The organism is Paenalicyclobacillus cellulosilyticus, assembly GCF_014647315.1.
GTDB lineage: Bacteria > Bacillota > Bacilli > Alicyclobacillales > Alicyclobacillaceae > Alicyclobacillus_J > Alicyclobacillus_J cellulosilyticus.
In genome coordinates, this window is the sequence record NZ_BMOY01000008.1 from 19,930 (window position 1) to 46,252 (window position 26,323).

Annotated in this window: 43 protein-coding genes; 2 read left to right on the top strand and 41 right to left on the bottom strand. The window is 63.5% G+C overall.

All coding sequences use genetic code 11. The features are described 5' to 3' along the window. Window positions 1-135 precede the first annotated feature (135 nt). From glmM to IEX97_RS03780, 5 genes are all read right to left on the bottom strand, one after another. Window positions 136-1,476, bottom strand: a complete 1,341-nt coding sequence (gene glmM, locus IEX97_RS03760; RefSeq protein WP_188881224.1) for a phosphoglucosamine mutase — start codon at window positions 1,474-1,476, stop codon at window positions 136-138. Window positions 1,477-1,558: 82 nt separating this feature from the next. Then, window positions 1,559-2,353, bottom strand: a complete 795-nt coding sequence (locus IEX97_RS03765) for a CdaR family protein (protein WP_188881225.1) — start codon at window positions 2,351-2,353, stop codon at window positions 1,559-1,561. Then, window positions 2,353-3,171, bottom strand: coding sequence for a diadenylate cyclase CdaA (cdaA, locus tag IEX97_RS03770; RefSeq protein WP_188881226.1), 819 nt, complete (start codon window positions 3,169-3,171; stop codon window positions 2,353-2,355). The genes IEX97_RS03765 and cdaA overlap by 1 nt, the downstream gene beginning before the upstream one ends. 124 nt (window positions 3,172-3,295) lie before the next feature. After that, entirely contained in the window at window positions 3,296-3,967 is a 672-nt protein-coding gene (locus IEX97_RS03775) for an SGNH/GDSL hydrolase family protein (protein WP_188881227.1), read from the bottom strand. Window positions 3,968-4,122: 155 nt separating this feature from the next. After that, window positions 4,123-4,884: a stage II sporulation protein M gene (locus IEX97_RS03780; RefSeq protein WP_188881228.1), complete on the bottom strand. Its 762-nt coding sequence runs from the start codon at window positions 4,882-4,884 to the stop codon at window positions 4,123-4,125. Between the two features lie 97 nt (window positions 4,885-4,981). Here IEX97_RS03780 and pdaB point away from each other — a divergent pair, with 97 nt between their 5' ends. After that, a complete protein-coding gene (pdaB, locus tag IEX97_RS03785; RefSeq protein ID WP_188881229.1) occupies window positions 4,982-5,716 on the top strand; it encodes a polysaccharide deacetylase family sporulation protein PdaB in 735 nt (244 codons plus the stop codon). A 76-nt stretch (window positions 5,717-5,792) separates the two neighbouring features. Here pdaB and IEX97_RS03790 read toward each other — a convergent pair whose 3' ends face one another. Continuing rightward, window positions 5,793-6,437 carry a KinB-signaling pathway activation protein gene (locus tag IEX97_RS03790; RefSeq protein ID WP_188881230.1) on the bottom strand — a complete coding sequence of 215 codons (645 nt, stop codon included), beginning with the start codon at window positions 6,435-6,437 and terminating at the stop codon, window positions 5,793-5,795. Window positions 6,438-6,582: 145 nt separating this feature from the next. Here IEX97_RS03790 and gerD point away from each other — a divergent pair, with 145 nt between their 5' ends. Further along, window positions 6,583-7,248, top strand: coding sequence for a spore germination lipoprotein GerD (gene gerD / locus IEX97_RS03795; RefSeq protein WP_188881231.1), 666 nt, complete (start codon window positions 6,583-6,585; stop codon window positions 7,246-7,248). 60 nt (window positions 7,249-7,308) lie between these two features. Here gerD and IEX97_RS03800 read toward each other — a convergent pair whose 3' ends face one another. The 35 genes from IEX97_RS03800 to rplD all read right to left on the bottom strand — a co-directional run bounded on the left by IEX97_RS03800 (window position 7,309) and on the right by rplD (window position 26,303). Then, entirely contained in the window at window positions 7,309-8,394 is a 1,086-nt protein-coding gene (locus IEX97_RS03800; RefSeq protein ID WP_188881232.1) for an Mrp/NBP35 family ATP-binding protein, read from the bottom strand. A 77-nt stretch (window positions 8,395-8,471) separates the two neighbouring features. Then, window positions 8,472-9,002, bottom strand: a complete 531-nt coding sequence (locus IEX97_RS03805; protein WP_188881233.1) for a hypothetical protein — start codon at window positions 9,000-9,002, stop codon at window positions 8,472-8,474. 36 nt (window positions 9,003-9,038) lie between these two features. Further along, a complete protein-coding gene (locus tag IEX97_RS03810; protein WP_188881234.1) occupies window positions 9,039-9,905 on the bottom strand; it encodes an N-acetylmuramoyl-L-alanine amidase family protein in 867 nt (288 codons plus the stop codon). Window positions 9,906-10,052: 147 nt separating this feature from the next. Continuing rightward, window positions 10,053-10,445 carry a 30S ribosomal protein S9 gene (rpsI, locus tag IEX97_RS03815; RefSeq protein ID WP_188881235.1) on the bottom strand — a complete coding sequence of 131 codons (393 nt, stop codon included), beginning with the start codon at window positions 10,443-10,445 and terminating at the stop codon, window positions 10,053-10,055. Window positions 10,446-10,459: 14 nt separating this feature from the next. Continuing rightward, window positions 10,460-10,900 (bottom strand): 50S ribosomal protein L13, encoded by a 441-nt coding sequence (rplM, locus tag IEX97_RS03820; protein ID WP_188881236.1) that lies wholly within the window; start codon window positions 10,898-10,900, stop codon window positions 10,460-10,462. Between the two features lie 188 nt (window positions 10,901-11,088). Continuing rightward, on the bottom strand, window positions 11,089-11,829 hold the full coding sequence (gene truA / locus IEX97_RS03825; RefSeq protein ID WP_188881237.1) for a tRNA pseudouridine(38-40) synthase TruA: 741 nt from the start codon (window positions 11,827-11,829) through the stop codon (window positions 11,089-11,091). 92 nt (window positions 11,830-11,921) lie between these two features. Beyond that, the gene (rplQ, locus tag IEX97_RS03830) at window positions 11,922-12,284 is read right to left on the bottom strand and encodes a 50S ribosomal protein L17 (protein WP_188881238.1); all 363 of its coding nucleotides are present in this window, start codon (window positions 12,282-12,284) and stop codon (window positions 11,922-11,924) included. Between the two features lie 131 nt (window positions 12,285-12,415). Further along, window positions 12,416-13,354: a DNA-directed RNA polymerase subunit alpha gene (locus tag IEX97_RS03835; RefSeq protein ID WP_188881239.1), complete on the bottom strand. Its 939-nt coding sequence runs from the start codon at window positions 13,352-13,354 to the stop codon at window positions 12,416-12,418. A gap of 155 nt (window positions 13,355-13,509) precedes the next feature. Further along, the gene (rpsD, locus tag IEX97_RS03840; RefSeq protein ID WP_188881242.1) at window positions 13,510-14,136 is read right to left on the bottom strand and encodes a 30S ribosomal protein S4; all 627 of its coding nucleotides are present in this window, start codon (window positions 14,134-14,136) and stop codon (window positions 13,510-13,512) included. Between the two features lie 67 nt (window positions 14,137-14,203). Next, window positions 14,204-14,614 carry a 30S ribosomal protein S11 gene (gene rpsK, locus IEX97_RS03845; protein WP_188881244.1) on the bottom strand — a complete coding sequence of 137 codons (411 nt, stop codon included), beginning with the start codon at window positions 14,612-14,614 and terminating at the stop codon, window positions 14,204-14,206. A gap of 39 nt (window positions 14,615-14,653) precedes the next feature. Beyond that, a complete protein-coding gene (gene rpsM, locus IEX97_RS03850; protein WP_188881245.1) occupies window positions 14,654-15,022 on the bottom strand; it encodes a 30S ribosomal protein S13 in 369 nt (122 codons plus the stop codon). Between the two features lie 187 nt (window positions 15,023-15,209). Further along, on the bottom strand, window positions 15,210-15,323 hold the full coding sequence (gene rpmJ / locus IEX97_RS03855; protein WP_188881247.1) for a 50S ribosomal protein L36: 114 nt from the start codon (window positions 15,321-15,323) through the stop codon (window positions 15,210-15,212). Window positions 15,324-15,387: 64 nt separating this feature from the next. Continuing rightward, window positions 15,388-15,606, bottom strand: coding sequence for a translation initiation factor IF-1 (gene infA / locus IEX97_RS03860; protein WP_188881249.1), 219 nt, complete (start codon window positions 15,604-15,606; stop codon window positions 15,388-15,390). Continuing rightward, window positions 15,584-15,928, bottom strand: a complete 345-nt coding sequence (locus IEX97_RS03865) for a KOW domain-containing RNA-binding protein (protein ID WP_188881250.1) — start codon at window positions 15,926-15,928, stop codon at window positions 15,584-15,586. Before IEX97_RS03865 ends, infA begins: the two co-directional genes overlap by 23 nt. A 3-nt stretch (window positions 15,929-15,931) precedes the next feature. After that, a complete protein-coding gene (locus IEX97_RS03870) occupies window positions 15,932-16,588 on the bottom strand; it encodes an adenylate kinase (RefSeq protein ID WP_188881251.1) in 657 nt (218 codons plus the stop codon). Window positions 16,589-16,617: 29 nt separating this feature from the next. Then, entirely contained in the window at window positions 16,618-17,901 is a 1,284-nt protein-coding gene (gene secY, locus IEX97_RS03875) for a preprotein translocase subunit SecY (RefSeq protein ID WP_188881253.1), read from the bottom strand. A 1-nt stretch (window position 17,902) separates the two neighbouring features. After that, complete coding sequence (rplO, locus tag IEX97_RS03880) at window positions 17,903-18,346, bottom strand: 50S ribosomal protein L15 (RefSeq protein ID WP_188881254.1); 444 nt, start codon at window positions 18,344-18,346, stop codon at window positions 17,903-17,905. Between the two features lie 16 nt (window positions 18,347-18,362). Further along, the gene (gene rpmD / locus IEX97_RS03885; RefSeq protein ID WP_188881255.1) at window positions 18,363-18,554 is read right to left on the bottom strand and encodes a 50S ribosomal protein L30; all 192 of its coding nucleotides are present in this window, start codon (window positions 18,552-18,554) and stop codon (window positions 18,363-18,365) included. A gap of 12 nt (window positions 18,555-18,566) precedes the next feature. Continuing rightward, window positions 18,567-19,064 (bottom strand): 30S ribosomal protein S5, encoded by a 498-nt coding sequence (gene rpsE, locus IEX97_RS03890; protein ID WP_188881256.1) that lies wholly within the window; start codon window positions 19,062-19,064, stop codon window positions 18,567-18,569. Between the two features lie 21 nt (window positions 19,065-19,085). Then, on the bottom strand, window positions 19,086-19,454 hold the full coding sequence (rplR, locus tag IEX97_RS03895; protein ID WP_188881257.1) for a 50S ribosomal protein L18: 369 nt from the start codon (window positions 19,452-19,454) through the stop codon (window positions 19,086-19,088). Window positions 19,455-19,490: 36 nt separating this feature from the next. Next, window positions 19,491-20,030: a 50S ribosomal protein L6 gene (rplF, locus tag IEX97_RS03900; protein ID WP_188881258.1), complete on the bottom strand. Its 540-nt coding sequence runs from the start codon at window positions 20,028-20,030 to the stop codon at window positions 19,491-19,493. Between the two features lie 24 nt (window positions 20,031-20,054). Further along, a complete protein-coding gene (gene rpsH, locus IEX97_RS03905) occupies window positions 20,055-20,450 on the bottom strand; it encodes a 30S ribosomal protein S8 (RefSeq protein ID WP_188881259.1) in 396 nt (131 codons plus the stop codon). A gap of 29 nt (window positions 20,451-20,479) precedes the next feature. Continuing rightward, complete coding sequence (locus IEX97_RS03910; protein ID WP_188881260.1) at window positions 20,480-20,665, bottom strand: type Z 30S ribosomal protein S14; 186 nt, start codon at window positions 20,663-20,665, stop codon at window positions 20,480-20,482. Between the two features lie 29 nt (window positions 20,666-20,694). Further along, complete coding sequence (gene rplE, locus IEX97_RS03915; RefSeq protein ID WP_188881261.1) at window positions 20,695-21,237, bottom strand: 50S ribosomal protein L5; 543 nt, start codon at window positions 21,235-21,237, stop codon at window positions 20,695-20,697. Window positions 21,238-21,259: 22 nt separating this feature from the next. Next, window positions 21,260-21,583 (bottom strand): 50S ribosomal protein L24, encoded by a 324-nt coding sequence (gene rplX, locus IEX97_RS03920; protein WP_188881262.1) that lies wholly within the window; start codon window positions 21,581-21,583, stop codon window positions 21,260-21,262. A 52-nt stretch (window positions 21,584-21,635) separates the two neighbouring features. Continuing rightward, window positions 21,636-22,004 (bottom strand): 50S ribosomal protein L14, encoded by a 369-nt coding sequence (rplN, locus tag IEX97_RS03925; protein ID WP_188881263.1) that lies wholly within the window; start codon window positions 22,002-22,004, stop codon window positions 21,636-21,638. Window positions 22,005-22,099: 95 nt separating this feature from the next. Beyond that, on the bottom strand, window positions 22,100-22,360 hold the full coding sequence (gene rpsQ, locus IEX97_RS03930; RefSeq protein ID WP_188881264.1) for a 30S ribosomal protein S17: 261 nt from the start codon (window positions 22,358-22,360) through the stop codon (window positions 22,100-22,102). Window positions 22,361-22,380: 20 nt separating this feature from the next. Further along, the gene (gene rpmC, locus IEX97_RS03935; RefSeq protein WP_188881265.1) at window positions 22,381-22,578 is read right to left on the bottom strand and encodes a 50S ribosomal protein L29; all 198 of its coding nucleotides are present in this window, start codon (window positions 22,576-22,578) and stop codon (window positions 22,381-22,383) included. Further along, window positions 22,565-23,002 carry a 50S ribosomal protein L16 gene (rplP, locus tag IEX97_RS03940; RefSeq protein WP_188881266.1) on the bottom strand — a complete coding sequence of 146 codons (438 nt, stop codon included), beginning with the start codon at window positions 23,000-23,002 and terminating at the stop codon, window positions 22,565-22,567. Before rplP ends, rpmC begins: the two co-directional genes overlap by 14 nt. 2 nt (window positions 23,003-23,004) lie before the next feature. Next, window positions 23,005-23,670, bottom strand: coding sequence for a 30S ribosomal protein S3 (rpsC, locus tag IEX97_RS03945; RefSeq protein WP_188881267.1), 666 nt, complete (start codon window positions 23,668-23,670; stop codon window positions 23,005-23,007). 64 nt (window positions 23,671-23,734) lie between these two features. Beyond that, on the bottom strand, window positions 23,735-24,076 hold the full coding sequence (gene rplV, locus IEX97_RS03950) for a 50S ribosomal protein L22 (RefSeq protein ID WP_188881268.1): 342 nt from the start codon (window positions 24,074-24,076) through the stop codon (window positions 23,735-23,737). A gap of 26 nt (window positions 24,077-24,102) precedes the next feature. Then, window positions 24,103-24,384 (bottom strand): 30S ribosomal protein S19, encoded by a 282-nt coding sequence (gene rpsS, locus IEX97_RS03955; RefSeq protein WP_188881269.1) that lies wholly within the window; start codon window positions 24,382-24,384, stop codon window positions 24,103-24,105. Window positions 24,385-24,504: 120 nt separating this feature from the next. Then, a complete protein-coding gene (rplB, locus tag IEX97_RS03960) occupies window positions 24,505-25,335 on the bottom strand; it encodes a 50S ribosomal protein L2 (RefSeq protein WP_188881271.1) in 831 nt (276 codons plus the stop codon). Window positions 25,336-25,389: 54 nt separating this feature from the next. Beyond that, on the bottom strand, window positions 25,390-25,683 hold the full coding sequence (gene rplW / locus IEX97_RS03965; protein WP_188881273.1) for a 50S ribosomal protein L23: 294 nt from the start codon (window positions 25,681-25,683) through the stop codon (window positions 25,390-25,392). Beyond that, complete coding sequence (gene rplD, locus IEX97_RS03970; protein WP_188881274.1) at window positions 25,683-26,303, bottom strand: 50S ribosomal protein L4; 621 nt, start codon at window positions 26,301-26,303, stop codon at window positions 25,683-25,685. The genes rplW and rplD overlap by 1 nt, the downstream gene beginning before the upstream one ends. Between the last annotated feature and the right edge of the window lie 20 nt (window positions 26,304-26,323).

The following is a 26,323-nucleotide window of genomic DNA, read 5'->3' on the forward strand; positions in this document are numbered from 1 at the left end:
GGCGCTTCCCGTGTTCCGGCGTGCGAGATTCGCCGAACACGTCATGCTCGTCTGCGGTTTCTCCTCTCCCTCCGCATCGCCTGCGGCGCGGCTCCCTCCGCGGCGCCACCCCCTTTCCCCGCGTTTGTGGCCGTCTTAGGCTCCCAACTCCTCGCGGATGACCTTGACCAACTCGGTCACCGTCTCCTGCAACTCCCGCTCGTCCGGGCCTTCCACCATCACGCGCACCAAGGGCTCGGTGCCCGACTCGCGCACGAACACCCGGCCCCACCCGTCGAGGCGCGCCTCCGCGCGCCGCAACGCCTCTTGGATGCGCGGGTTCGTCTTCCACGCGCCCTTGTCGGTGACGCGGACGTTTTCCAGGATCTGCGGATACCGTGTCATCACCGTCCGCAGCTCGGCGAGCGGCTTGCCGCTCTCCACCACCGTATCCACCAGCTGCAGCGCGGTCAGCATGCCGTCCCCGGTGGTCGTGTGGCGGAGGAAAATGATGTGGCCCGACTGCTCCCCGCCCAGGACGTGGTTGCCTTTGCGCATCGCCTCCATGACGTACCGGTCGCCGACCGCTGTGCGCTCCACCCGGATGCCCAAATCCTCCATCGCCTTGATGAAGCCGAGGTTGCTCATCACCGTGGCCACGATGGTGTTGTTCGCCAACTCCCCGCGCTCATAGAGGGCACGGCCGCAGATGGCCATGATGAAATCGCCGTCCACCACCTGGCCGGTGGCATCGACCGCAATGACGCGGTCCGCGTCGCCGTCAAAGGCGAGGCCGAGATCGGCCCCTTCGGCCAAGACCGCGCGCTGCACCACATGGGGATGGGTTGATCCGCAGCCGACGTTGATGTTCACCCCGTCCGGCTGGTTGTTCAACACCGTCACCCGCGCCCCCAGTTTGCGGAACAGCTCCGGCGCGATATGCGACGCCGATCCGTTGGCGCAATCGAGGACGATGTGCAACCCGTCAAACCGGTGGCGCACCGAGCCGAGCAAGAAGCGCTCGTACGCCACCACCGCCGGCTCTTCGTACAGCCGTCCCACCGCCGGGCCCACCGGCCGCGGCAGGCGGTCTTCCGTGTCACGGAGGACCCGTTCAATCTCGTCCTCCACGTCGTCGAGCAGCTTGAACCCGTCGCCGCCGAAGAACTTGATCCCGTTGTCCTCCACCGGGTTGTGCGAGGCGCTGATCATCACGCCCGCGTCGGCGTGCAGGTGCCGCGTCAAGTACGCGACGCCCGGCGTGCTGATGACGCCGAGGCGCAACACGTCCACCCCCATCGACAGCACGCCGCTGATGAGTGCGCACTCCAGCATATCGCCGGAGATGCGGGTGTCGCGCCCGACCACGAAGCGTGCGCCGGACCCGCGCTGGCTGAGGACGTACGCGCCGGCGCGCCCCAGCCGGAATGCCAATTCGGGGGTCAGGTCGCGGTTGGCCACGCCCCGCACCCCGTCAGTGCCAAACAAACGTGCCAAACCCCTCGCTCCTTCCCTTCTCCAGTCACATGCACACGAGCCCGCGTCACACACACGGCCGCACACGGCCGCCTACGACCGTCTACGGAGCCGCCTGCGCTGCCGCGAGCGGCGGTGCGGACGGTTGCTGCGGTACCCCCTGCGCCGGCGTTGATGGCGATGAAGCCGCCCCAGGAGCCACTCCGGGCATCGGTGCGCCGGTCCCCGTCCCTGCCGCCGGCACAATCGGCACCGTCACGATCACGTCCGGCGGACTCACATCGACCCCCGCCACCGGGGTCCCGCGGGCGTCGACGGGTACCAGCGTCACCAGCCGCGTGACGTCCGCACTCGCCCCGGTCACCGCAATCTCGGCGTCCACTTCCGCCACCGCCGAAATGGCGCTGCGCGTCCCGCTCAACCGCGCCACCATGGTGTCGGCCTTCGGATACCCGGCGACGTAACCCGCGGCGGGTTGGCCGACGACCCGAAAGCGGACAGGCCGTTCGGCCATGACGCGGCGTTCAATCCGGACCTCCACCTCGGCGGGTTGAATGGTGTACGTCACCGGCGGCATGTTGACGGCGGCCAGGCGCACCCGGTGCGTCCCGGGAGGGAGTCCGCGCGCATTCGCGACCACCGCGACACCCAACATCTGCGCCGGGAAGGACGGTTCGTTGGCGATGTCGCCGCTGACGACGACCACCGCGCTCGGCGGGCTGACGTGCGTCACCACCATGTCCGATTCCACTTCGACGCGGATAGGGAACGGAAACTTCTCCGAAACGCCGCTTGCGCCGCGCAGGCTGTCGCCATTGACCGCGAGCCAGAGCATACACGCCAAAACCAACGCCAACACGCGCAGGAACGTGTCGTTGTGGAGGAGCCGGTCCATCATCATGACTCCGCCTTTCGGCCGAACAGGTGCAGGCGCCCCGGGTGTTTGGGCAGAAGCAAGTTCTGCAACAGTTCCATCAACGCGCTCTCCGTCAGGTCACGGGTGATGACCCCGTCGACCGCGAGCGACACCTGGCCTGTTTCCTCCGACACCACCACCGCCACGCTGTCCGACGCTTCCGTCACCCCCAGCGCAGCCCGGTGGCGCGTGCCCAAATCCCGGTCCAGCTCGCGGTTGTCCGTCAGAGGCAAAAAACAGCCCGCCGCCACAATCCTTTGCCCGCGGATGATGACTGCGCCGTCGTGCAGCGGCGTGTTCGGGACGAACGTGTTGATGAGCAACTCCGAGGTCACCAGACCCTCGATGGGTGTTCCGGTCTCGATGTATTCGGACAGCCCCGTCTCGCGTTCCACCACGATGAGGGCCCCAATCTTGTTCTTCGCCAACACCTGCGCCGCCTTGGTCACCTCGGTGATCATCTGTTGGATCTGCGCGTCTTCGCTGGGACCGAACGAAAAAGAAAAAAAGCCGCCCCGCCCCAGTTGCTCAAGGGCTCTGCGCAGCTCCGGCTGAAACACCACCGGGATGGCGAACAGGCCGACGGTGATGATCTTGTTTAACAGCCAGTTGAGCGCCGCCAGGTGGAGGGCGCTGCTCACCGCGGTCGCGACGAGGATCACGAGCACCCCTTTGAGCAACTGGACAGCGCGCGTCCCGCGGATGAGCAGGAGCAACCGATACAAAACGAAGCTGACGATGAGGATGTCCATCGCGTCCAGCACCGTGAACTTGCCCAGAACAGACAGCCAGTTGCCCATGCTCCGCCACCCACAGCCCGGTTGCTCGTGTCTTCTCCCATTTTTCCCTACCGGCCTTCGTCCGTCAAGGGGCGAAACCGCAAGGAAACCAAACCACGCGCTCGGTGCCGTGCGGCAACATCCCTCACCTCGCCCGCCGCCGCGCCGCCAGGCGATCCCTGCTGACCGCCCGGCGATAGACCCGCAGGAACGCTTGCGCGATGAGTTCATGGCCGTGATCGTTCGGATGAATCGGATTCCGGAAAAACCGAAAGTCCTGCAGGATGCCGCGGCGAAAGCCGTGGATCAACTCCCCCTCGCGGCGATGAAACAACTTGCCGAGATCCGCCACCCAAACCTGTTCCCGCGCCGCGACCTGGCGGATGGTCTGGTTGAGCAACTCGGTGCACGCCTCGGCCAAGCCGGAGTGCGGAAACGGGTTGTACAACGTCCCCACGACCACCACCGCGGCGGGCCGCTTGACCCTTTGTACAATCTTGGTCAGGTGGTCGCGGTAGCGGTCGGCGATCTTCAGCATGCGCCCCATGTTTCCGTCCCACAGCCACGGCGCGGCGCGCAGCATGTCGTTGCCGCCGACGAGCACCGTGACCAGCCGCGCTTCGTCCCACAGGCACTCGGGCACGCGGGAAAGGGATGCCCAAAGCTGCTTCGACGTCCACCCGGGTTTGGCCTGCAAGAGGACGTGGACAGGCTGCTGGCGCAGCAACGCACGGCGGATCAGCGAGACAAAGCTCCGCTCCGGAGAGCTTGCGCTGTAGCCGTACGTGATGGAATCGCCAAGGGCCGCATAGATCACGCCGGATCCCCTCCTCGCGCGGCGCGGCCCCGCTTGGCCGGCTCGGCTCCCCGCCGGCCAAGGGGGAACCGTATGCGCCATGCCGGGCCGCGCTCTTTATCTGCATACTGCAGACTATTGCGCGATCGCCGCGCGGGTGCAGGGGAATGCACCATTCACACGGACAAGAAGTGATGGATCAACCAGGGCGTGACGACCGCCTCCACCACGGCGGCCGCGGCGAGGGCGAGCGTGATGGCGGCCATCCAGTATGACAGCGGCGGCGAAATGACGAAATACCGCTCGCGCCAACGCGGCCACGCGCCGCGCCCGGAGAACACGTCCGAAAACCCGCGCGAAGAAGGGGCGACAGGTCCCCAACCTGCCTCAGCCAGCCGGCGCAGCCAACGGGCGGACCCGCGAAGGGCGTCGGCGCTGGCCGCCGTCACCTGGTAACCGACAAACAGCCCCAGACCACCGGCACACGTGACAGCCGCCATTTCGAGCCATCCGTGCGGCAAAAGCGCGAAGACCGCCACCTTCCACCAGGGGACGTGCAAACGTGCCGCAACCTCGGCGTTCACCACACCCATGAGCAGCCCGTTGACCCACATGCGCCAGGCGGGGAAGATCCCGAACCCGACGCCGAAGACGACCAACGAGACGCTGGTGATCCAATTGTTGAGGAACAACACCCAGATCACGGCGACTGGGTTTTGCCGGTGCAGTGTGCTGCCAAGTTGTTGGATATGGCGCACGAGCGGCTCCAGGCTGGGCAAGAAGTGCTGCGGCCAGGCGAGGCCGGCCGCGTAGCCTGCGAGCAGCAACCCGGCGGCAACGCCCCAAAACCAGCGCATTTGGATGTACGGTTGCTTCGGACCCGGAACCCCGGCATGCGACACGACCAACCCCCCCTTTCCCTGCCATTCCTGGTCCATGGCATGCCCCGTCCGCGACGTATCCCGCCACGTCCGGTTGGGCGTTGTATAGGTCTTGTCCTTGGCGCATACACTCTGTGCCGAGGGGGTTGCCAAGATGAAGGATGGGAAAAAGATTGTGACACTCACCGCCATCGTCGCCCTGTTCATGGCCGTCTTATTCACCGCATCGGGCGAATGGCGGGCGTTTGCAGCCGAAGACAAGCCGGCAGCCATCTACAAGGTGGACACCGACCAAAAAGTGGTCGCCCTCACGTTTGATATCTCCTGGGGCAACAAGGTGCCGGAACCGGTCCTCGATGTGTTGCAAAAGGAAAACGTGAAAAAGGCCACGTTCTTCCTGAGCGGTCCTTGGACGCTCCGGCACGCCGAGATTGCCCAGCGCATCCGGGACATGGGATTCGAGATTGGCAGCCATGGCCATCTCCACAAGGACTACTCCAACTACCCGGACAGCTGGATCCGTTCCCAGGTGGCTGAAGCGGAAAAAGCCATCCACCAAGTGACCGGTGTGCGCACGCGCCTCATCCGGACGCCCAACGGAGACCTCAATCCGCGCGTCATCCGTTGCTTGCACAGCATGGGCTACACCGTCATCCAGTGGCACACGGATTCACTCGACTGGAAGAACCCCGGGGTGGACCAGATTGTCCAGCGCGTCCTGACCCGGGTTGTTCCGGGCGATATCATCCTCATGCACGCCAGCGACTCTTCGAAGCAGATTGTCGCTGCCCTGCCCCGCATCATCCACGGCTTGCGCGCCAAAGGATACCAATTCGCCACCGTGTCGGAACTGTTGACATTGGCGCGCGTCGAGACGAAGGTGGAGTGACGGCGGTCGCCCGACCGTCGTCGCCTGACCGCGGACGCCCCGCCGCTCTGCGCCTCCGGGCTCCGCGGTGTCCGCCCTAGTGGGCCATCGTGGCTTGCCCTCCTTGACCGGCCGCGCGGGCTCCGCCCGGTTCCGCGCCGGGTGCGGGCGCCGATGAGGGCGTGAGCAGACGGCCGTAGATGAGGATAAGGTACACATTGCACGCCATCATGACCAACCCGGTTCCGTTGACGATGCCCGGCGGGATGTTGGCCTTGATGACCAACAACCAATCCAGCACGGTGAACACATAGAGAAAGAACACCGTGGGCAGGTAGCTGCCCGGCCCGGAGAGACGCCGTTTCCACCATGCCGCCAACAGCGCCGCGACAAACGGCCACGCCCCCTGCACAAAGTAGGTGGCGTACGACGGATGGTGCGCCGGGTTGCGCGCGGCAGCCAGCTGGTACCGGCCATACAGCATATCGTACAGCACAAGCAGCGTGATCGCCGCTTGCAACCACCGCCACACCCGCCGCGGCAAGGTGCTCCGCGCCACAAAGTTGAGCGTCAGGAACGCCCAAAACCCCATCAAACTGGTTGTGGCCAAGAACGCCCCGGCGACCAACCCCACATACCAGGGCACACGGATCCAGGTCCCCGGCAGGGTGATGAGCCAACCGGTCGCTGCTCCGACGGCGACCGTACTGGCCAGCAAAAAGATGAAAGCATGGAGGCGCATCCTTATCCACTCCCTGTCGTGTCCAACCCCATGATACACCAGCGTGAACATTCTGGACAGATTCCCCCGCCCGCATAACGGGCTCGGCAGCGATGCATACTGACGTCATGCAGCGGTCCTGGCGGAGGTGAGAAGGCCGTTGGACATGCCTCGCAAACTCTGGCCCGTCGCGGTGTTCACGCTGGTTTTGATCGCCGGTTGCGGAGGCGGGAGCAGCGGAAGCAGCGCGGAAGCCGCGGCAGCCACCCAAGATTACGGGACCACCAAACAGATGGTGATCGACATCCTGCACTCACCGGAAGGCAAGTCGGCGCTGCGGGACATTATGAAGGACCCCGCGTTCAAAGAGCAGGTGGCGGTGACCGAGACGGACGTGGCGAAGGCGGTGGAGAAGACCATCCAGTCGAGCAAAGGAAAGTCGTTCCTCAGCCAACAGGCGCAACAACCCGAATTTGCCGCCACACTTGCCAAGTCCATCCACCCGGAGCTGACACAGTTGCTCAAGCAGTTGATGAAGGACCCGTCGTACCAGCAGGACATGCTGGTGCTGCTCAAGTCGCCCGAGTTTACAAAGCACGTTCAAGACCTGATGAAAACGCCGGAGTTCCGCGGTACGGTCATGAAGATCATGACGGAAGCCTTGCAGACGCCGAGTTTTCGCATGCAGTTTCAGGACGCGCTGAAAAAGGCGGTCGCGGATGCCATGGCACAGGCGGGAGGACAGGGCGGCCAACAAGGAGGCGGACAGGGCCAAGGAGGTCAGGCGCAAGGAGGACAAAGCCAGGGCGGCGGAGGCGGCGGCAGCCAATGACGCCTTTGTCCCCCGCCACACCCCGGCCGGCAGGTCCGGCGCAAACGACACCTCGGCCGCTCAACGGACGGTGCTCGGCGCAGACAACCGCACGCCAAGCTTTTCTATCACGCGCGCGGCGAGATCGCGATACACTTCCGCCTGCCTTGATCCCGGTGCGAACAGGGAGGCGGGTTGCTGGTCGAGGTTCGCCAACGGCACCTCGGCCAACACCTCGGTCCGCAACGCCTCTGCCACCCTGGCGCCGCCGCCGCGTCCGAACACGTACATCCGCTCACCGCAGCGTCCACACTCGACATACGACATGTTTTCCACAACCCCGATGACCTCGTGCTGGGTACGCAGAGCCATGGCACCGGCCCGGACCGCGACCTCGGCCGCGTTTGCCTGCGGCGTGGTGACGATGAGCTCCTTGCATCGCGGCAACAACTGGTGCACGTCGAGCGCCACGTCGCCCGTCCCTGGCGGCAGGTCGAGCAGCACCAGCTCCACGTCGCCCCAATGAACCTCCGAGAAGAAGTTGCGCAGCATTTTCCCAAGCATCGGGCCACGCCAAATCACCGGCTGGCCGGGCGGGACGAAGAAGTGCATGGAAATGAGCTTGACCCCCTCCACCTCGATGGGCAGGATGAGGTCGTCAATCACCGTCGGGCGCTGTTGCTGCACGCCGAAGATACCCGGGAGGCTGAAACCGTAGATGTCGGCGTCGATCACGCCGACGCGCACGCCGGCCTGAGCCAGCGCGCGGGCGAGGTTGGCGGTGACGGTCGATTTGCCGACGCCGCCCTTTCCGGAGGCGATGGCCAAGAACTGCACCCCGGCGTCCTCCCGCAGCAGTGGCGGTGCCTCCTGCGGCTGCGCCCGGCCGCGCAGCTTCTCGGTAAAGCGCGCCCGCTCTTCATCCGTCATGTTGCCGATGATCACATCCACCGACGCCACACCGTCGAGCGCAAGCAACTTTTCCCGCACTGCCCGTTCGATGGTATGGCGCAACGGGCAACCGGAGATGGTCAGCGCCACTTCGACCGTCACATGTGCGCCTTCGATCTCGACCCGCCGCACCATCTCCAGCTCGACGATGCTTTTATGGACTTCCGGGTCTTCCACGTCCCGGAGAGCAGCCAGCACATCCTCTTTGGTGACCATCATCTCACCCTCATCGTATATTGAAGTGGTTTGTTCCGGTACCAGTTTACCCCCAACCCGGCCGGCGTGCAAAACGGCTAGCCGCCGACCACCGCGACGTGCTCCTTGCCGTTGTCATCCTGCCAAAACACAGTCATCCGCAGCGTGTTCCCCAGGCTGCCGGCCACATACACGCAATCTCCGGGCTGCACGTCGACAGGAGGTGAAGGCAAACCGGCGGGAGGCTGTGACAATGGCCGTTTGCCAACGTAGAGCACCGTCATCGGCTGTTCTGCCCAATTGGTGATGACGACGTGATGCAGCACCCTGACCGCACCCACCGGAGTGAGCACGTACACGGGATGGCCGTACCAACGCCACGGGGCGATGGAGAGGCGGAATGGGCCGCGCTGCCATGCGCGTGCCGAAGAACGCGAGGCGGGAGCCGCAACGCCGTGGGCCAGGTCTTGGTTCAAGATACCCTGCCCTGGCGCAGGACCGTGCTCGAACGCCGGAACGCACCCCGCGGCCCAGCTGACGAGGCAGAGCGTGATCGCCAACCGGACCGCGGCCTTGTGCCCGTCTGTACGAGGGGACTGGCTCCCATACGGCCGATCCCTCGTCTTCACCCTTCCGCCGCCCACCTTTTGCGCCACCCTCCATCTTTACGCTCGCTCGGCCGGCCTGCGGAAACGAGCCGCAGCGCCACGAGGCTCAGCCCCGGATACGACCGCGCCGGCAGCATCTGGCAGAGCAAAGAAGCGCAGCAAGCTCACCGCGATACACTCCGCCACACGCCATTGATACGCGGGCGTGGCCAAATGTGCCGCCTCGTCCGGGTTGGTGAGAAAACCTATCTCTGCCAATACCGCCGGGCAGCGCAGTCGTTTCAACAGGTATAAGGTCGTCGTCTCATCCACCTGCCGGCTGGTCGGAAGCAGGTGCGCTCGAAATTCAGCCTGCATCACGTCCGCAAGCGTCTTGCCGGGCCCGTGATTGGCCAGGTGGATGACATGTGCGCCGCGCCAGCGCGGGTCTGGTACCGCGTTGCAATGGATGCTGACAAAGGCGTCGGGCCGGCAATCAAGCGTCTTCAGCAGACGCCCCGCCAGGTCGGTGCGATGCCGGCGGCCGCGTATGCGTTCTTCCGGCGCCGACAGGTCGGTGTCGGTCTCGCGCGTCATGCAGACCACTGCCCCCAGCTGCCGCAACAGGATGGCCGTCTTCTGCGCCACTGCAAGATTGATGTCTTTTTCCAGCAAGCCCCATGCCCCTTGGGCGCCAGAATCCGGGCCGCCATGACCGGCGTCGATGACAATCCGCCGCCCCACCAAGCCAGGTTCATCCGCCGCAGCCACGAACATCGGCCGACAGGTGTCCAGACACCGCTTCGCGGAGAACACGGTGGTTGTGGTGAAAGGCATGCACGCCAGCATCATGCCGCCTGCCGCCCCCGCGAGCCACCGCTGCAGGAACAGGCGCCGTGGCGAGCGAGGTGAGCCATGTGCCGGCGGGCACGATTTCTCTTGCACGGGACCTCCACCTGCCTTGTGCATGGTGTTGTCCCAGTACAGTCTACGCAAATGACCCGCTTTCATGTGGCGCCGACAAACAAAAACACCGGCACGCACGGCCATGTTGGCCGTTGCACCGGTGTCTTGCCGGCTCGGATGGCCGCGTCACCGCTTGGAGAACTGCGGCGCACGGCGAGCCGCCTTCAAACCGTACTTCTTCCGTTCTTTCATGCGGGCATCGCGTGTCAGCATCCCCGCCTTCTTCAGGGTCGGCCGCAGCTCCGGATCGACCTTCAACAGGGCGCGGGCAATGCCGTGCCGAATGGCGCCTGCCTGACCGGAGTACCCACCGCCGTACACGTTTGCGTACACATCGTACCGGCCCAGGGTACCTGTCAGCTGCAGGGGCTGTTGGATGATGATCTTCAGCGTCTTCAACGGAAAGTACTCATCCACGTCCCGGTGGTTGACGATGATGCGACCGTCACCGGGGACGAGGCGCACCCGCGCCACGGAATGCTTGCGACGGCCAGTCCCCCAGTATTGAACCTGCGCCAAGTTTCAGCCCCTCCTCAACAACTCTTCGGCTCGTAGGGAATCGGCTGCTGGGCTTGATGCGGATGCTCGGGCCCAGCGTACACCTTGAGCTTCGTCAATTGCTTGCGGCCGAGCGACGTGTTCGGCAACATGCCCTTCACGGCAAGGTACAGCACACGCTCCGGATGCGTGCGCAACATGTCGATGGCGCGCGTCTCTTTGAGACCACCAGGGTATCCGGAGTGCCGGCGATAGATCTTCTTGCGCAGCTTTTGACCCGTGAAGACGACTTTTTCCGCATTCACCACGACGACGAAGTCCCCGACGTCGACGTGGGGCGTGAATTCCGGTTTATGCTTTCCGCGCAACAGAGAGGCAATTTCGGACGCCAGCCGCCCGACCCGCTTCCCTGTCGCGTCAATCACGTACCACTTGCGTTCCACGGCGTTTGGTTTCGCCATGTACGTCGTGCGCATCGGGTTCCCTCCTAAAGAATTGAACAACGCGTCCAAACCACTGGGTTGTAACGGGGCATCCGTGGAAAGGAACACTAACTTTTAATATACGCCACACCATCCATCAGGGTCAAGAAAGCGTATGTTTTCGCCGTCGTTCGACACAGGCACACCGCAACCCGCCATGCGGATGACCGCGTCGCAGCCCGTCACGCTTCATAGTGGACTTCCCACAGCGCCAAGCCATGCGGAGGGGCCGTGATGCCTGCCCGGCTGCGGTCCCGTGCAGCCAGGATGTCCGGCATCTCATCCGGGCTGCGGCGGCCGCGGCCGACCTCGACCAGCGTACCGACGATGATCCGCACCATGTGCTGCAGAAAGCCGTTGCCTGTGCACCGGATGTCGAGATACGTGCCGCGCTCCACCAGGTCAATCGCGTCAATCCGGCGCACCTTGTCCTGCACCTGTGCCGCGGCTGCACAGAAACTGGTGAAATCGTGTTCCCCCGTCAAGTAAGAGGCCGCGCGCCGCATCGCGTCCACGTCCAGCGGGCCGGGGACGTGCCATGCATACCGCTTGGTGAACACATCTTCCACATCCGCGCGCTGCAGCGTGTAACGATACGTCTTCGCAAGCGCGGAAAAACGTGCGTGGAAGGAAGGTGGCACCTCTTCCGCCGCCACCGCAACGATGTCCGGCGGCAAAGCGCGGCGCAACAGATACGGGTAGCGATCCGCCGGCGGACCTGTGTCCTGATCCCAGTGCACGACCTGCCCGCGGGCGTGGACGCCGGCATCCGTACGGCCCGAACCGAAGACCTCCACCGGCTGCCGCAAGATGCGGCCGAGCGTCTCCTCCAAAACCCCTTGCACGGTGCGCAGTCCCTGTTGTTTGGCAAAACCGTGAAAGTCCGTGCCGTCATACGCGACCGTCATGCGGATGCGCGGCATCCTCCCCACCTCCGTGCGGCGGAGAGATGACTCTTACCGTGCTCGCCCGCGCTGCGCGGGCGAGCACCAGGGACTTGGCTTTCCGCCTCGGCTCAGCGGACCAACTCCAGCAACACCATCGGCGCCGCGTCGCCGCGCCGCGGCCCCAGCTTCAGGATCCGTGTGTACCCGCCGTTGCGATCCGCGTAGCGCGGGCCAATTTCATTGAACAGCTTCTGAATGGCGTCTTGGTTCGCACCGTCCAGGTATTCCCTGCGCACGAACGCAGCCGCTTGCCGCCGCGCGGCCAAATCCCCGCGCTTGGCGAGCGTGATGAGCTTGTCGGCAATCTTCCGCACTTCCTTGGCCTTCGCTTCGGTCGTCTGGATGCGCTCGTAAAGGAACAGGTCCGTCACGAGGCTCCGGAACAACGCCTTGCGCGCGCCCGAAGGCCGGCCGAGTTTCCGGTACGGCACAAGGATCCCTCCTCTGTCCAACATGGTTGTGCATCCGCGGCCAAACCCGCGCCGCGCTGTGGCCTAACTTGCACCGCGCTGTGGCCAAACCCGCGCCGCTCCCGTCCGTCTGTCTGTCTCCGCCATCTCCTTCAGTCTTCCGAGCGGAGCGACAGACCGAGCGCGGCCAATTTCTCAATAACCTCTTCCAACGACTTACGTCCCAGGTTGCGGACTTTCATCATCTCTTCTTCCGTCTTCGAACACAGCTCGCCAACGGTATTGATGCCCGCGCGTTTGAGACAGTTGTACGAGCGGACCGACAGATCCAACTCCTCAATCGGCATGTCGGCGATTTTGTCGGCCTGCGCATCGTCCCGGTCAGACGCCGACCCCATGTCACGCCCTCGTTCGTTGAGCCCCGCGAACAGTGCCAAATGGTCCGTGAGGATCTTGGCGCCGATGCTCACAGCCTCCTCCGGCGAGACGCTGCCGTCGGTCCACACCTCGAGGGTGAGTTTGTCGTAGTCGGTGACCTGGCCCACGCGGGTGTTCTCCACCGTGTAGTTGACCTTTTTGATGGGTGAGTACAGGGAATCGATGGGAATCACCCCGATTTCCTGCTCCTCCCCTTTATTGCGATCCGCCGGTACGTAACCACGGCCCCGGCCTGCCCGCATCTCCATGTACAGCCGGGCACCCTCGGTCAACGTCGCGATGTGCAAATCCGGGTTGATGATGTCGACGTCGGAATCGGCACGGATGTCGCCCGCCGTGACCTCACCGGCATTCTCAGCGTCAATGATCAGCACTTTCTCCTCATCGGAGTGTATCCTCAGGGAGAGCCGCTTCAGATTGAGAATGATCTCCGTCGTGTCCTCGACCACGCCCGGAATCGTCGAGAACTCGTGCAACACGCCTTCAATCTTGACCGAACGCACCGCCGCGCCCGGGATGGACGACAGCAAGATGCGGCGCAGCGAGTTCCCGAGCGTCGTGCCGTAGCCGCGTTCCAGCGGCTCGACGACGAACTTTCCGTACGTGTCGCTCCGTTCGACGATCTCAATGTTCGGCTTCTCGATCTCGATCATCCGTTATCCCCCTCGCTACGCGGACCCGCGTGCCCGCCCAACGGACGCGCACCCGCCGGCACGCCTGCCCATGGGCGCGGACGGCCTGCGCACCGCGCGCTTTCCGGGTCCGTTCGACGCGTTTGCCGGCGGCGGTCAAGCCGGTGCCGTGCCGGTTAGCGCGAGTAGTGCTCGACAATCAGCTGCTCCGCGACCGGCGCATCGATCTCGTCGCGAGCAGGGAGACGGAGGACTTTGCCGCTGCGCGCGTCGAGGTCCAGTTCCAGCCAGGCCGGAATGGTCCGCGACTGCGCCGCCTCCAGCAGCTCTTTGAAACGGGCGTTCTGCTGGCTCTTCTCCCGAATGGAGACGACATCCCCGGGTTTGACCTGGTAGGATGGGATGTCGACCCGACGCCCGTTGACGTTGAAGTGACCATGGCGGACAAGCTGACGCGCCTCCGCCCGCGAAGACGCAAAGCCGAGCCGATAGACCACGTTGTCGAGACGGCACTCCAGGAGCTGCAACAGGTTCTCGCCCGTCACGCCCTGCCGGCGAGCTGCCTCCTCGTAATACGAACGGAACTGCTTCTCCATGACACCGTAATAGCGGCGCGCCTTCTGCTTCTCACGCAGTTGCAGCCCGTATTCCGTCGTGCGGCGGCGCCCCTGTCCGTGCTGTCCGGGTGGGTACGGCCGCCGGTCGATGGCGCACTTGTCACTGAAGCACCGCTCACCCTTCAAATACAGCTTGATGCCTTCCCTGCGGCAAAGGCGGCAAACCGGCCCCGTATACCTTGCCATTCTAGTCTTGACACCTCCAATGCAATCTATACCTGTTACCATCTCAATCAGATTCCAACAACCCACGTCAGACGCGGCGGCGTTTGGGTGGCCGGCAGCCGTTGTGCGGGATGGGTGTGACGTCACGGATCCCCGTCACCTCGAGTCCCGCGGCTTGCAGCGAACGGATGGCCGCTTCCCGGCCCGCGCCCGGTCCTTTGACGGCCACTTCCACCTGCTTCATCCCGTGCTCCATCGCCGTACGCGCCGCCGCCTCAGCCGCCATCTGGGCCGCAAACGGCGTCGACTTGCGCGAGCCCTTAAATCCGACCGTGCCGGCGCTGGCCCACGAAATGACGTTCCCCGCCATGTCGGTGATGGAAACGATGGTATTGTTAAAGGTCGACTTGATGTGCGCGACGCCGACCTCGACGTGCTTGCGATCCCGGCGCTTGGTCCGCGCCGCCGTCCCGGCTTTGCGCTGCTTCACATTGGCCATGCCTCAGTCCTCCTCAAACATTCCCTCATGCGCACAAAATTACTTCTTCTTGCCTGCCACCGTGCGACGCGGGCCCTTGCGGGTGCGGGCATTGGTCTTGGTCCGCTGGCCGCGCACCGGCAAACCGCGGCGGTGACGGATCCCGCGGTAGCAGCCGATGTCCATCAACCGCTTGATGTTCATCGCCACCTCGCGCCGCAGGTCACCCTCGACCTTGTAGTTCTTATCGATGTAGTCGCGCAACCGCACGACCTCGTCCTCTGTCAGGTCTTTGACACGCGTATCCGGATTGATGCCGGTGGCCGCGAGGATCTTGTTGGCCGTCGTCCGGCCGATGCCGTAAATGTAAGTCAGGCCGATTTCCACTCGCTTGTCGCGCGGCAGGTCCACGCCAGCGATACGAGCCATGCTCAGTGTCCACCTCCGGGAGAGATTCAAAAATCTATATGAAACGCGACCGCAGCCCCAGTTTGTTGGGCAGCCGCGCTGCCGGTCGCGGGCATCCCGTGTTGCACCGCCGCTTCCGCCACCTTGGCCCGTGATGGCGACGGCCCATGGCGACGGCCGATAACGCGCCGAGGGTTGCGGACGATCCTCAACCCTGGCGCTGCTTATGCTTCGGATTCTCGCAGATGATCATCACGTTGCCCTTGCGGCGAATGACCTTACACTTTTCGCACATCGGCTTCACAGACGGGCGAACCTTCATCGTCATCCCTCCTCGCCCCAATTGTGCAATCTTACCCGATACTCGACAGTTTGGCCAGCCACACTTACTTGTAACGGTAGGTGATCCTTCCACGCGTCAGGTCGTAGGGCGATAACTCGACGGTCACCCGGTCACCCGGGAGGATCTTGATGTAATGCATCCGGATTTTTCCGGAGACATGGGCGAGGACCTTGTGGCCGTTTTCCAGTTCCACACGGAACATCGCGTTGGGCAGCGGTTCGATGACCGTGCCCTCCACTTCAATGACATCCTCTTTCGCCATGCGGAACACTCCCTTCTTCGCGTTCTTCGCCGGCTCTCGGGTTGGCTGCGTAAAACTGCTTCATCACGTGCCGGAGGCGCGCGTTGGTGATCTTGCCTTCTGCACGCAATTGCTCCTGGATCTCCGTGGCGACCACCGGTGTCCGCCGGATGTGCAACACGTTCTTCTTCTTCGGCCGGTCCACCTTGCGCCGGTCGCCGTCGGCCAACAGGACGAAGCGATCCGGTTCATGGCCGATGACGACGGCGAACGTGCCTGCATCGCGCCCCCGGATCACTTCCACCACGCGGCCGATCTCCGGTAAGGATGGAGCTCTGCGCATCGCTCACCCCTGCCCTCGGACATCGTGGAGAATGTTCCGGATGTCGTGCCACACCTCGTCCACCGTCCGGTTGCCGTCGATGGTGTACAATACGCCCTGGCGGCTGTAATGCTCCACCAACGGCTCCGTGGCCGCGTACTGAGCCAAACGGGTCGCCACCGCTTCCTCGGTGTCGTCCGAGCGCTGGTAGAGTTCGCCGCCGCAGCGGTCACAACGCCCGGGCGTCACCGGCGGCTGAAACACCATGTGGTAGACGGCCCCGCACTGCCGGCAGATCCGCCGGCCGGTGAGGCGCGCAAGCAGCACCTCGCGCGGAACCCGGATATATAATACACAATTCAGTGGACGACCGATCTCTGCCAGCATCGCGTCCAGCGCTTCCGCCTGGGGCAGCGTGCGCGGGAACCCGTCGAGCAGGAACCCTGCTCGGGTATCCGGCTGTTGCAAACGCTCGCGGATCACACGGATGGTCAGTTCGTCCGGGACCAGCCGCCCGCTGTCCAGATACGGCTTCACCTCCCGGCCCAATGGCGTGTCTGCCGCGATGGCCGCGCGAAACATGTCGCCCGTCGAGATGTGCGGCACCGCAAACTCCGCCGCGATCCGCTGTGCCTGCGTTCCCTTGCCGGCCCCAGGCAGGCCGAGCAGCATGACCTGCATCGCGAATTCCCCCCCGTGGCTGCCCGGGTTCACCGGATGAACCCGCGGTAATGGCGCTGCAGCATCTGGCCTTCCATCTGTTGCAGCGTTTGCAGCGCGACACCGACGATAATGAGCAGGGATGTGCCGCCCATATAGACGGACGTCAGGCTGATGCCGCGTAAGATCGTATAGGGCAGGACCGAGATCACCCCGAGGAACAGCGAGCCAAACACCGTGATGCGGTTGATGACGCGAATCAGGTACTGCTCCGTCTCCAAGCCCGGCCGCACACCCGGGATGTATCCTGCGTGCTTCTGCAACTGTTCCGCCAACTGCTGCGGGTTGATCTGAATGTGCGTGTAAAAGAACGTGAACGCGACGATGAGCACAATCTCCAAGGCGATGTACCAAGAGGACTGAGGCGACAGGTAACGCATGATGAACGCCGCCCACGCCCGTTGGCTGAAGTACATCGCGACGGCGTACGGCAAGAAAAGCAATGAAGTGGCAAAGATCACCGGGATGACGCCCGCCGCGTTCACCTTCAGCGGGATGTGCGTCTGTTGCCCGGTGTAGATGGTCCGCCCCACCACGCGCTTCGCGTACTGCACCGGAATACGCCGCTCCGCCTGTTGCACGAACACGATGAGGGCGAACAAGGCCACCACGCCCGCGACGAGCAGGATGACCTTCACCACGCTCCAGAACAGCGGCCCGGGATGCGCGTAAAACCAATTTTGGTAGATCTCTTGTCCAATCTGCCCGAAGCGGGAGATGATGCTCACGAAGATGATGATGGAGATGCCGTTCCCCACACCCTTCTCCGTGATCATCTCCCCGAACCACATCAGCAGCGTGTCGCCCGCGGTCAGCGCAAGGACGATCACGACGTACGACCACCAGTCGTGAAAGTAGAGCACGCCTTCGCGAACGAACCCGTAAGTGATCCCGGACGCCTGCAGAATCCCGAAGGCAACCGTCAGGTACCGGGTCACCTGCGTGAGCTTGCGCCGTCCGGACTCCCCTTCCTTCGCCCACTCCTCGAACCGCGGGATGACGCCCGACTGCAGGAGTTGGACGACGATGGACGCCGTGATGTACGGCATGACGCTCATCGCAAAGATGGAAAAGCGGTAGAACGCGCCGCCGGAAAACAAGTTCAGAATGTTGAACAGCGCGTTCTGTTGCTGCGATGACGTCAGGAGCGCCGCGTTCATCCCCGGCACCTGCACGTAGGTGCCGATGCGATAGACGGCAATCATGAACAACGTGAAGAGGATCCGTTTGCGCAAGTGTTTTAAACGCCACAGATTCACGAAGGCTGCGAGCAAACTATATCACCTCGGCCGTACCGCCGGCAGCCGCAATCTTCTCCTTGGCCGAATCCGAGTATGCGTGGGCGCGGACGGTCAACTGCACCTCGAGGTCGCCCTTGCCGAGGATCTTGACGCCGTCCAGCAGCTTGCGGATGATCCGCCGCTCCAGCAGCAACTCCGGCGTGACGACCGTACCGGGTTCAAACACGTTCAATTGCGACACGTTGACGATGGCATACTCCTTTTTGTGCGGCGCGTTGGTAAACCCGCGTTTCGGGAGCCGGCGGAAGAGCGGCGTCTGACCACCCTCGAACCCGGGGCGCACCCCCCCGCCCGCACGGGCCCATTGGCCCTTCGTCCCGCGCGTGGCCGTCTTGCCGTGACCGGAACTCGTGCCGCGGCCGAGGCGCTTGCGCGGACGCCGTGAACCAGGCGCTGGCTTCAGCTCATGGATCTGCATCGTCTCACCTCCTGGGTTATTCCGCGTCCACCGTCTGCACCTTGACAAGGTGGCGGACTTTCTCGACCATGCCGCGGATGACGGGGGTATCCTCATGAACCACCGTTTGGTGCAGCTTGCGCAAACCCAGCGCCGCCACCGTCCGCCGCTGCGTCTCCGGTCGGCCAATCAGGCTGCGGACCAACGTGATGGACAGCTTGTTCGCCACCGTCATCCCTCCTTATCCAAATATTTCTTGCAAGCTCTTGCCGCGCAACCGCGCCACGTCCTGCGGCCGTTTCAGCTTCTTCAGCCCGTCGATGGTCGCGTGGACCATGTTGATGGGGTTGTCGGACCCGAGCGACTTGGTCGCGATGTCTTTGATGCCCGCCAACTCCAGCACGGCGCGCACCGGACCGCCGGCGATGACCCCCGTACCCTCCGGCGCCGGCTTCATGAACACCTTGCCTGCGCCAAAATGGCCGATCACGTCGTGCGGGATGGTGGTCTTGCGCAGCGGCACCTCAATCAGATGCTTTTTCGCATCCTCGATGCCCTTGCGGATGGCATCCGGGACTTCGGCCGCTTTGCCGAGGCCGACCCCGACATGGCCCTTGCCGTCGCCCACGACCACGAGCGCGGAGAACGAGAAGCGACGCCCGCCCTGGACGACCTTCGCCACGCGGTTGACCGAAACGACCTTCTCGCTCAGCTCCAGTTGATTGGGATCAATGCGCACAACGACACCTTCCTCTCCGCTTCAGAATTCAAGCCCGGCTTCGCGCGCCGCATCCGCCAGTGCACGCACCCGGCCATGATACAGATAACCGCCGCGATCGAACACCACTGCTTTCACACCCTTTTCCAGGGCCCGCTTCGCCACCAACTCGCCGACCTTGCGCGCTGCTTCGATGTCCGACCCCGACTCCAGCTGCCCGCGCAGCTCCTTGTCGAGCGTCGAGGCGCTGACGAGGGTATGCCCCTTGGTGTCGTCAATCACCTGGGCATAGATGTGCTTGTTCGATCGAAACACGTTCAGGCGCGGCCGTTCCGGCGTGCCGAAAATCCGCTTGCGCACCCGCCGGTGGCGGCGTTGGCGCGCCTCGTTCCGATCCGGTTTCGTGATCACGCTGCGACTCTCCTTTCCTTTTCGCTACGCTGCGGATTACTTCTTCCCGGTTTTGCCGACCTTGCGCCGCACGACCTCATCCTCATACTTGATGCCCTTGCCCTTGTACGGCTCAGGCGGCCGGATGGACCGCACCTTGGCTGCGTAGATGCCGACCTTTTCCTTGTCGATGCCGCGGACAATCAACCGGTTGGGGGCCGGTACCTCGACCTCGATGCCCGGCTCGTTCGGCAGTTCCACCGGATGGGAGAAGCCCACGGTCAGCGTGACCTTGTTTCCCGTCTTCGCCGCACGGTAACCGACGCCGACGAGCTCCAGGCTCTTGGCATAACCGTTCGTCACGCCCTCAATCATGTTCGCGAGCACGCTGCGCGTCGTGCCGTGCAGGCTTTTGTGCAGCTTCTCGTCGCTCGGCCGCTCCACGCGGATCTGCTGGTCCTCCACAATCACCCGCATGTCCGGATGCACCGTGCGCTGGAGCGTGCCCTTCGGCCCCTTGACGGTCACCACGTTCCCTTCACAGCGGACCTCGACGCCGGCAGGAATCGGGATCGGCTTTTTACCAATGCGGGACATCGTCGCACCTCCGTTCCTTCGTCGTCACCAGATGTAGCAGAGGACCTCGCCGCCGACGTGCAACTTGCGCGCTTCCTTGTCCGTCAAGATCCCTTTGGAAGTCGACAGGATGGCGATGCCCAACCCGCCAAGCACGCGCGGGATGTTATCCGCCGACACGTACACCCTGAGCCCCGGCTTGCTGATCCGCTTCAGACCGGTGATGACGCGCTCCTGGTTCTTTCCGTATTTCAAAAACAGGCGGATGATCCCCTGCTTGTCGTCCTCAATGTACTCGGCGTCGCGGATGTATCCCTCGCGCTTCAAGATCTCCGCAATGGCCCGCTTCAGCTTGGAGGCAGGCACCTCCACCTTCTCGTGTCCGACGAGATTCGCATTGCGGATCCGCGTGAGCATGTCTGCGATCGGATCGGTCATCATTCGACGCACTACCTCCTTCCCGCACCTCGTCACCAACTGGCCTTTTTGATGCCCGGCAATTGACCTTTGTACGCCAGGTTCCGGAAGCAGATGCGGCAGACGCCGAACCTCCGGTAGACCGCGTGCGGACGCCCGCACAGCCGGCAACGCGTGTATGCCCGCGTGCTGAACTTCGGCTTCCGCTGTGCTTTGATGATCAACGCCTTCCTCGCCACGCCTGTCCCTCCTGTCTCTTTCCGGTTTCTTAAGCCTGCCGGAACGGCATGCCCATCAACGACAGCAACGCCCGCGCTTCCTCGTCCGTCTTCGCCGTCGTGACGATCACGACCTCCAATCCGCGGATCTTGTCGACTTTATCGTAATCGATCTCCGGGAAGATCAACTGTTCGCGCAGCCCCAAGGTGTAGTTGCCGCGCCCGTCAAACGCACGCGGCGACACCCCGCGAAAGTCGCGCACACGCGGCAACGCCACGTTCATCAGCTTATCGAGAAAGTGGTACATCCGCTCCCCGCGCAAGGTCACCATCGCCCCGATGGGCATCCCTTGACGAACGCGGAACTGCGCGATGGACCGCTTCGCGCGCGTCACCACCGGCTTCTGGCCGGTGATCAGGGTCAGGTCCTCCACCGCGGCGTCGATGACCTTCGGGTTCTGGGTCGCTTCACCCAGCCCCATGTTCACGACCACCTTCTCGATCCGCGGCACCTGCATGATGTTTTTATAGTTGAACCGCTTCATCAATTCACCGACAACATGGTTGTGGTAATGGTCTCGCAAACGGGCCATGCTCGCCCCTCCCTTCACCTGGCTACTCGTCCAAGATTTCGCCAGACTTTTTCGCGTAGCGGACCTTGCGCCCGTCCTCGAGGAACTTGAATCCCACCCGGGTCGGTTCGCCCGTCTTCGGATCGGCAATCATCACGTTCGAGATGTGGATGGGCGCCTCCCGCTCGATGATCCCGCCCTCCGGGTACTTCGGATTCGGCTTGGTGTGGCGCTTGATGATGTTGACGCCCTCCACCAAGACGCGCTGCTTCTTTGGAAACACCGCGAGCACGCGCCCGGTTTTGTTCTTGTCCTTGCCGGCGATGACGACCACCTTGTCGCCCTTCTTGATCCGGAACTTCACCATTCGTCGCACCTCCCCGCTCATCCGCGGCTTCTGTCCATCGCCCGGGCGGCCGTCACAGCACCTCAGGCGCCAACGAGATGATCTTCATGAAATCGCGATCGCGCAATTCGCGGGCGACCGGACCAAAGATGCGGGTTCCGCGCGGGCTTTTGTCGTCGCGGATGATGACGGCCGCGTTTTCGTCGAACCGGATGTACGACCCATCCGGGCGGCGCACGCCCCGCTTCGTACGGACGATGACCGCCTTGACGACATCGCCCTTCTTGACAACGCCACCTGGTGTTGCAGATTTCACAGATGCGACGATGATGTCGCCGATGTTCGCCGTTTTGCGATTGGAGCCGCCCAACACCCGGAAGCACATGATCTCCTTCGCACCTGTGTTATCGGCGACCACCAACCGGGTTTGCGGTTGAATCATGCTCTTCCCTCCTCACCTTGGTCTGACCGCGTGCGTCCCGCGCACGTCCCGACGCGTTCTTTACGCCGGCAAGCCGGGGACACCGCGGTGGCTCCTCAGATCACGTCCGCCTTTTCGACAATCTCGACCAAGCGCCAACGTTTCTCTTTACTGAGCGGCCGCGTCTCCATGATGCGCACAATATCGCCGACGCGCGCTTCGTTACGCTCGTCGTGCGCTTTAAACTTCTTCGTGCGGCGCACCGTCTTCCCGTACAGCGGATGCATGACGCGCTCTTCCACCGCGACGACGATGGTCTTATCCATCTTATCGCTCACGACTTTGCCCACGCGGACCTTCCGTTGACCCCGCTCCATCTGTGATCCCTCCTCCCAGCTCAACCGATGCCGAGTTCACGCTGGCGAAGGATGGTCTTCGCCCGCGCGATGTCCTTACGCACTTGGCGGATCCGCGACGGATTCTCCAATTGGCCGGTGGCGAGCTGGAAGCGCAGGTTGAACAGCTCGTCTTTCCACTGCTCGATCCGGTTCTGGATCTCCTCACTGCTCAAATTCCGCAGCTCACTGGCTTTCATCGGCCTCTCCACCCGCCTTTTCCCGTACTACGAACTTCGTCTTGATGGGCAGCTTGTGCGAGGCCAGGCGCATCGCTTCCCGGGCCACCTCTTCGCTGACACCGCCCAACTCGAACAGGATACGCCCCGGCTTCACCACGGCGACCCATTGCTCCGGTGAACCCTTGCCGCTGCCCATCCGCGTTTCCGCCGGTTTTTTCGTCACCGGCTTACTCGGGAAGATCTTGATCCACACCTTGCCGCCGCGACGGATGTAACGTGTGATCGCGATACGGGCCGCCTCAATCTGCCGGTTTGTCACCCAGGCAGGCTCCAGCGCCTGCAGGCCGTACTCGCCGAACGTCACCTCGTTGCCGCCCTTGGAACGGCCCTTCAGGCGTCCGCGGTGTTCCTTGCGGTACTTCACCCGTTTTGGCATCAGCATGATCAATTGCCCCCTTCTTCCGCAACCTTCCGTCCGCGCCGCGGCAGCACCTCACCACGGTAGATCCAAACCTTCACGCCGATTTGGCCGTACGTCGTCTTGGCCTCCGCCAACGCGTAATCGATGTCCGCCCGCAGCGTGTGCAGCGGCACTGTGCCTTCCGAATAGCCTTCCGTCCGCGCAATTTCCGCACCGCCGAGACGGCCGGACACCTGCACGCGGACACCCTTGGCCCCGGCGCGCATCACGCGCTGAATCGCCTGTTTCATCGCCCGCCGGAAGGAGACGCGCCGTTCCAGCTGCGAGGCGATGTTCTCCGCCACCAGCACGGCGGACAAGTCGGGCTGTTTGATCTCCGCGATGGAGATGTGAACCCGCTTGCCGGTCAGCGCATTCAACTGGTTCCGCAGGGCGTCGACCTCCTGTCCGCCCTTGCCGATGACCATACCCGGCTTCGCCGTATGGATGGTCACGTTGACCCGGTTCGCTGCGCGCTCGATGTCGACCTGCGCCACAGCGGCATCTTTCAACCGCCGAAAGATGAAGTCCCGGATCTTGATGTCTTCGTGCAACAGCTCTTGGTAGTTTTTCTTATCGGCGTACCAACGCGACTGCCAGTCGCGGATGATGCCAATCCGCAGGCCCACCGGGTTGACCTTTTGACCCATGTGCCGCCATCCCTCCTCAAGCTTGCGCGCGGCCGCGGCCGCTGCCGAACCGGCCGCGTCGCGCTCACTTCTCCGCCACCACGACCGTGATGTGGCTCGTCCGTTTCAGGATACTGAACGCACGACCCTGCGCCCGCGGACGGAACCGCTTCAAGGTCGGGCCGGGATCGACGTAGATCTCCTTGATGTACAGACGGTCGACGTCCATGTTGTGGTTGTTCTGCGCGTTCGCAATGGCCGAACGCAGCACCTTTTCCACGACCGGGGACGCACCGCGCGGCGTGAATTTGAGGATCGCCAACGCCTCCTGCACCCGTTTCCCGCGGATGAGGTCGACGACGAGGCGAACCTTACGCGGCGCGATGCGAATGTACTTCGCTCTGGCTCGCGTCTGTCGCACTTCCATGCATGTTCCTCCTCGTTGCCATCAGGTTAACGGGAACGGGATGCTTTCTCGTCTCCCGCGTGCCCCTTGAATGTCCGCGTCGGAGCGAATTCACCCAACTTGTGCCCGACCATGTCCTCCGTGATGTACACCGGCACATGCTTGCGGCCGTCATGAACTGCGAACGTGTGCCCGACGAAGATGGGCAGGATGGTCGACCGCCGGGACCAAGTCTTGATGACCCGCTTCTCACCCGCGGCGTTGAGCGCCTCCACCTTTTTGATAAGATACTCGTCGCAGAACGGACCCTTCTTCAGTGAGCGACCCATACGCAGTACCCCCCTTCCGAATGCCTCTCGGATACAGCTGCCGGCTTGCCGGCGCGCGTACACCAGGCGTCGCACGGCAGCATTGCCTCATCCCGATGGCACCGCCCAGCCGCCATGGCATCAGCCGTTGCGGCGGCGCACGATGAACTTGTTGCTCGGCTTGTTCTTCTTCCGGGTCTTTTTCCCCAGCGTCGGTTTCCCCCACGGCGTGACGGGCGACTTGCGGCCAATCGGCGCCTTGCCCTCGCCGCCACCGTGCGGGTGGTCGACCGGGTTCATCGCCACGCCGCGAACGGCCGGACGACGGCGGAGCCAGCGGGATCGACCCGCTTTGCCGATGTTGATGTTCTCATGATCCAGGTTGCCGACCTGCCCGACCGTGGCGCGGCACTCCAGCCGAATCAGACGCACCTCCCCGGACGTCAGCCGGACATGCGCATAGTCGCCTTCCTTCGCCAGCAGCTGCGCCGCCGCGCCGGCAGCCCGCACCAGCTGCCCGCCGCGGCCCGGATACAGCTCGATGTTGTGAATGACCGTACCGACCGGAATGTTCGCCAGCGGCAACGCGTTGCCAGGCTTGATGTCCGCATTGGGGCCGGACATCACCGTATCGCCCACCTTCAATCCCACCGGCGCGATGATGTACCGCTTCTCACCGTCCGCGTAGTGCAACAACGCGATGCGCGCAGAACGGTTCGGGTCATATTCGATGGTCGCGACTTTTGCCGGGATGCCGTCCTTATCGCGCTTGAAGTCGATGATGCGGTACATCCGCTTATGACCGCCACCGCGGTGCCGCACCGTGATCCGCCCTTGATTGTTGCGGCCAGCCCGCTTTTTCAAAGGCACAAGCAACGACTTCTCCGGCTCGTCGGTGGTGATCTCCTCGAACGTGGAGACAGACATAAACCGCCGGCCCGGAGACGTCGGGCGGTACTTTTTAATGCCCACGAGCGCTACCTCCTCCACATGGAACATGGCGTTCCGCCACGCAGGCGGACGCGATCACGACGACGATTCGCCGAACAACTCAATCGGCTTGGAATCCGGGGTCAGCTTGACGATAGCCTTTTTCCACTCCGATGTGCGGCCGACGAAACGGCCGACCCGCTTCCGCTTGCCGGGCACCCGCATCGTCCACACCTGGGCCACCTTGACGCCGAACAACTTTTCCACCGCCTGGCGGATCTCGACCTTGTTCGCCCGCTTATCCACCTCGAAGACGTACTTGCCTTCTTCCATCAATTGCGTCGACTTCTCGGTGATGATGGGGCGCTTGATCAGGTCCCGCGGGTCCATTACGAGAACACCTCCTGCACCTTGGCGACCGCGTCCTTGGTCAAAAGCAGATGGTCGTGGCGCAAAAGGTCGTACACGTTGATGCCGTTCGCGGCGACGTACTTCACGTCGGGGATGTTGCGGGCCGAAAGCTTGACGTTCTGTTCTTCCTCCGCGTCGACGATGAGCGCCTTGTTCACGTCAAACCGCTTCAACAGCGCGACCATTTGCTTCGTCTTGATTTCCGGCAGCGTCAAGTCGTCGAGGACGATGAGCCGCCCCTCGCCCACCTTGGACGACAGAGCGCTGTACAGCGCCAGGCGCCGCACCTTCTTCGGCAGCTTGTACGCATAGCTGCGCGGAACCGGGCCGTGCACGACGCCGCCGCCCTTCCACTGCGGCGCCCGAATGCTGCCCTGCCGCGCGCGGCCCGTGCCCTTCTGCCGCCACGGTTTGCGGCCGCCGCCGCTGACCTCCGCCCGGTTCTTGACCTTGTGCGTCCCGCGCCGGCGGTTGGCGAGATGCATCAAGACCACTTCATGCATCAGGTCGGGCCGGATGGGCGCCCCAAAGATGCGTTCATCGAGCTCAATCTCGCCGACCTGTTCCGCGTTCATGTTGTACACTGCAACTTTCGGCATCTGCCTGCCCTCCTTCCGAG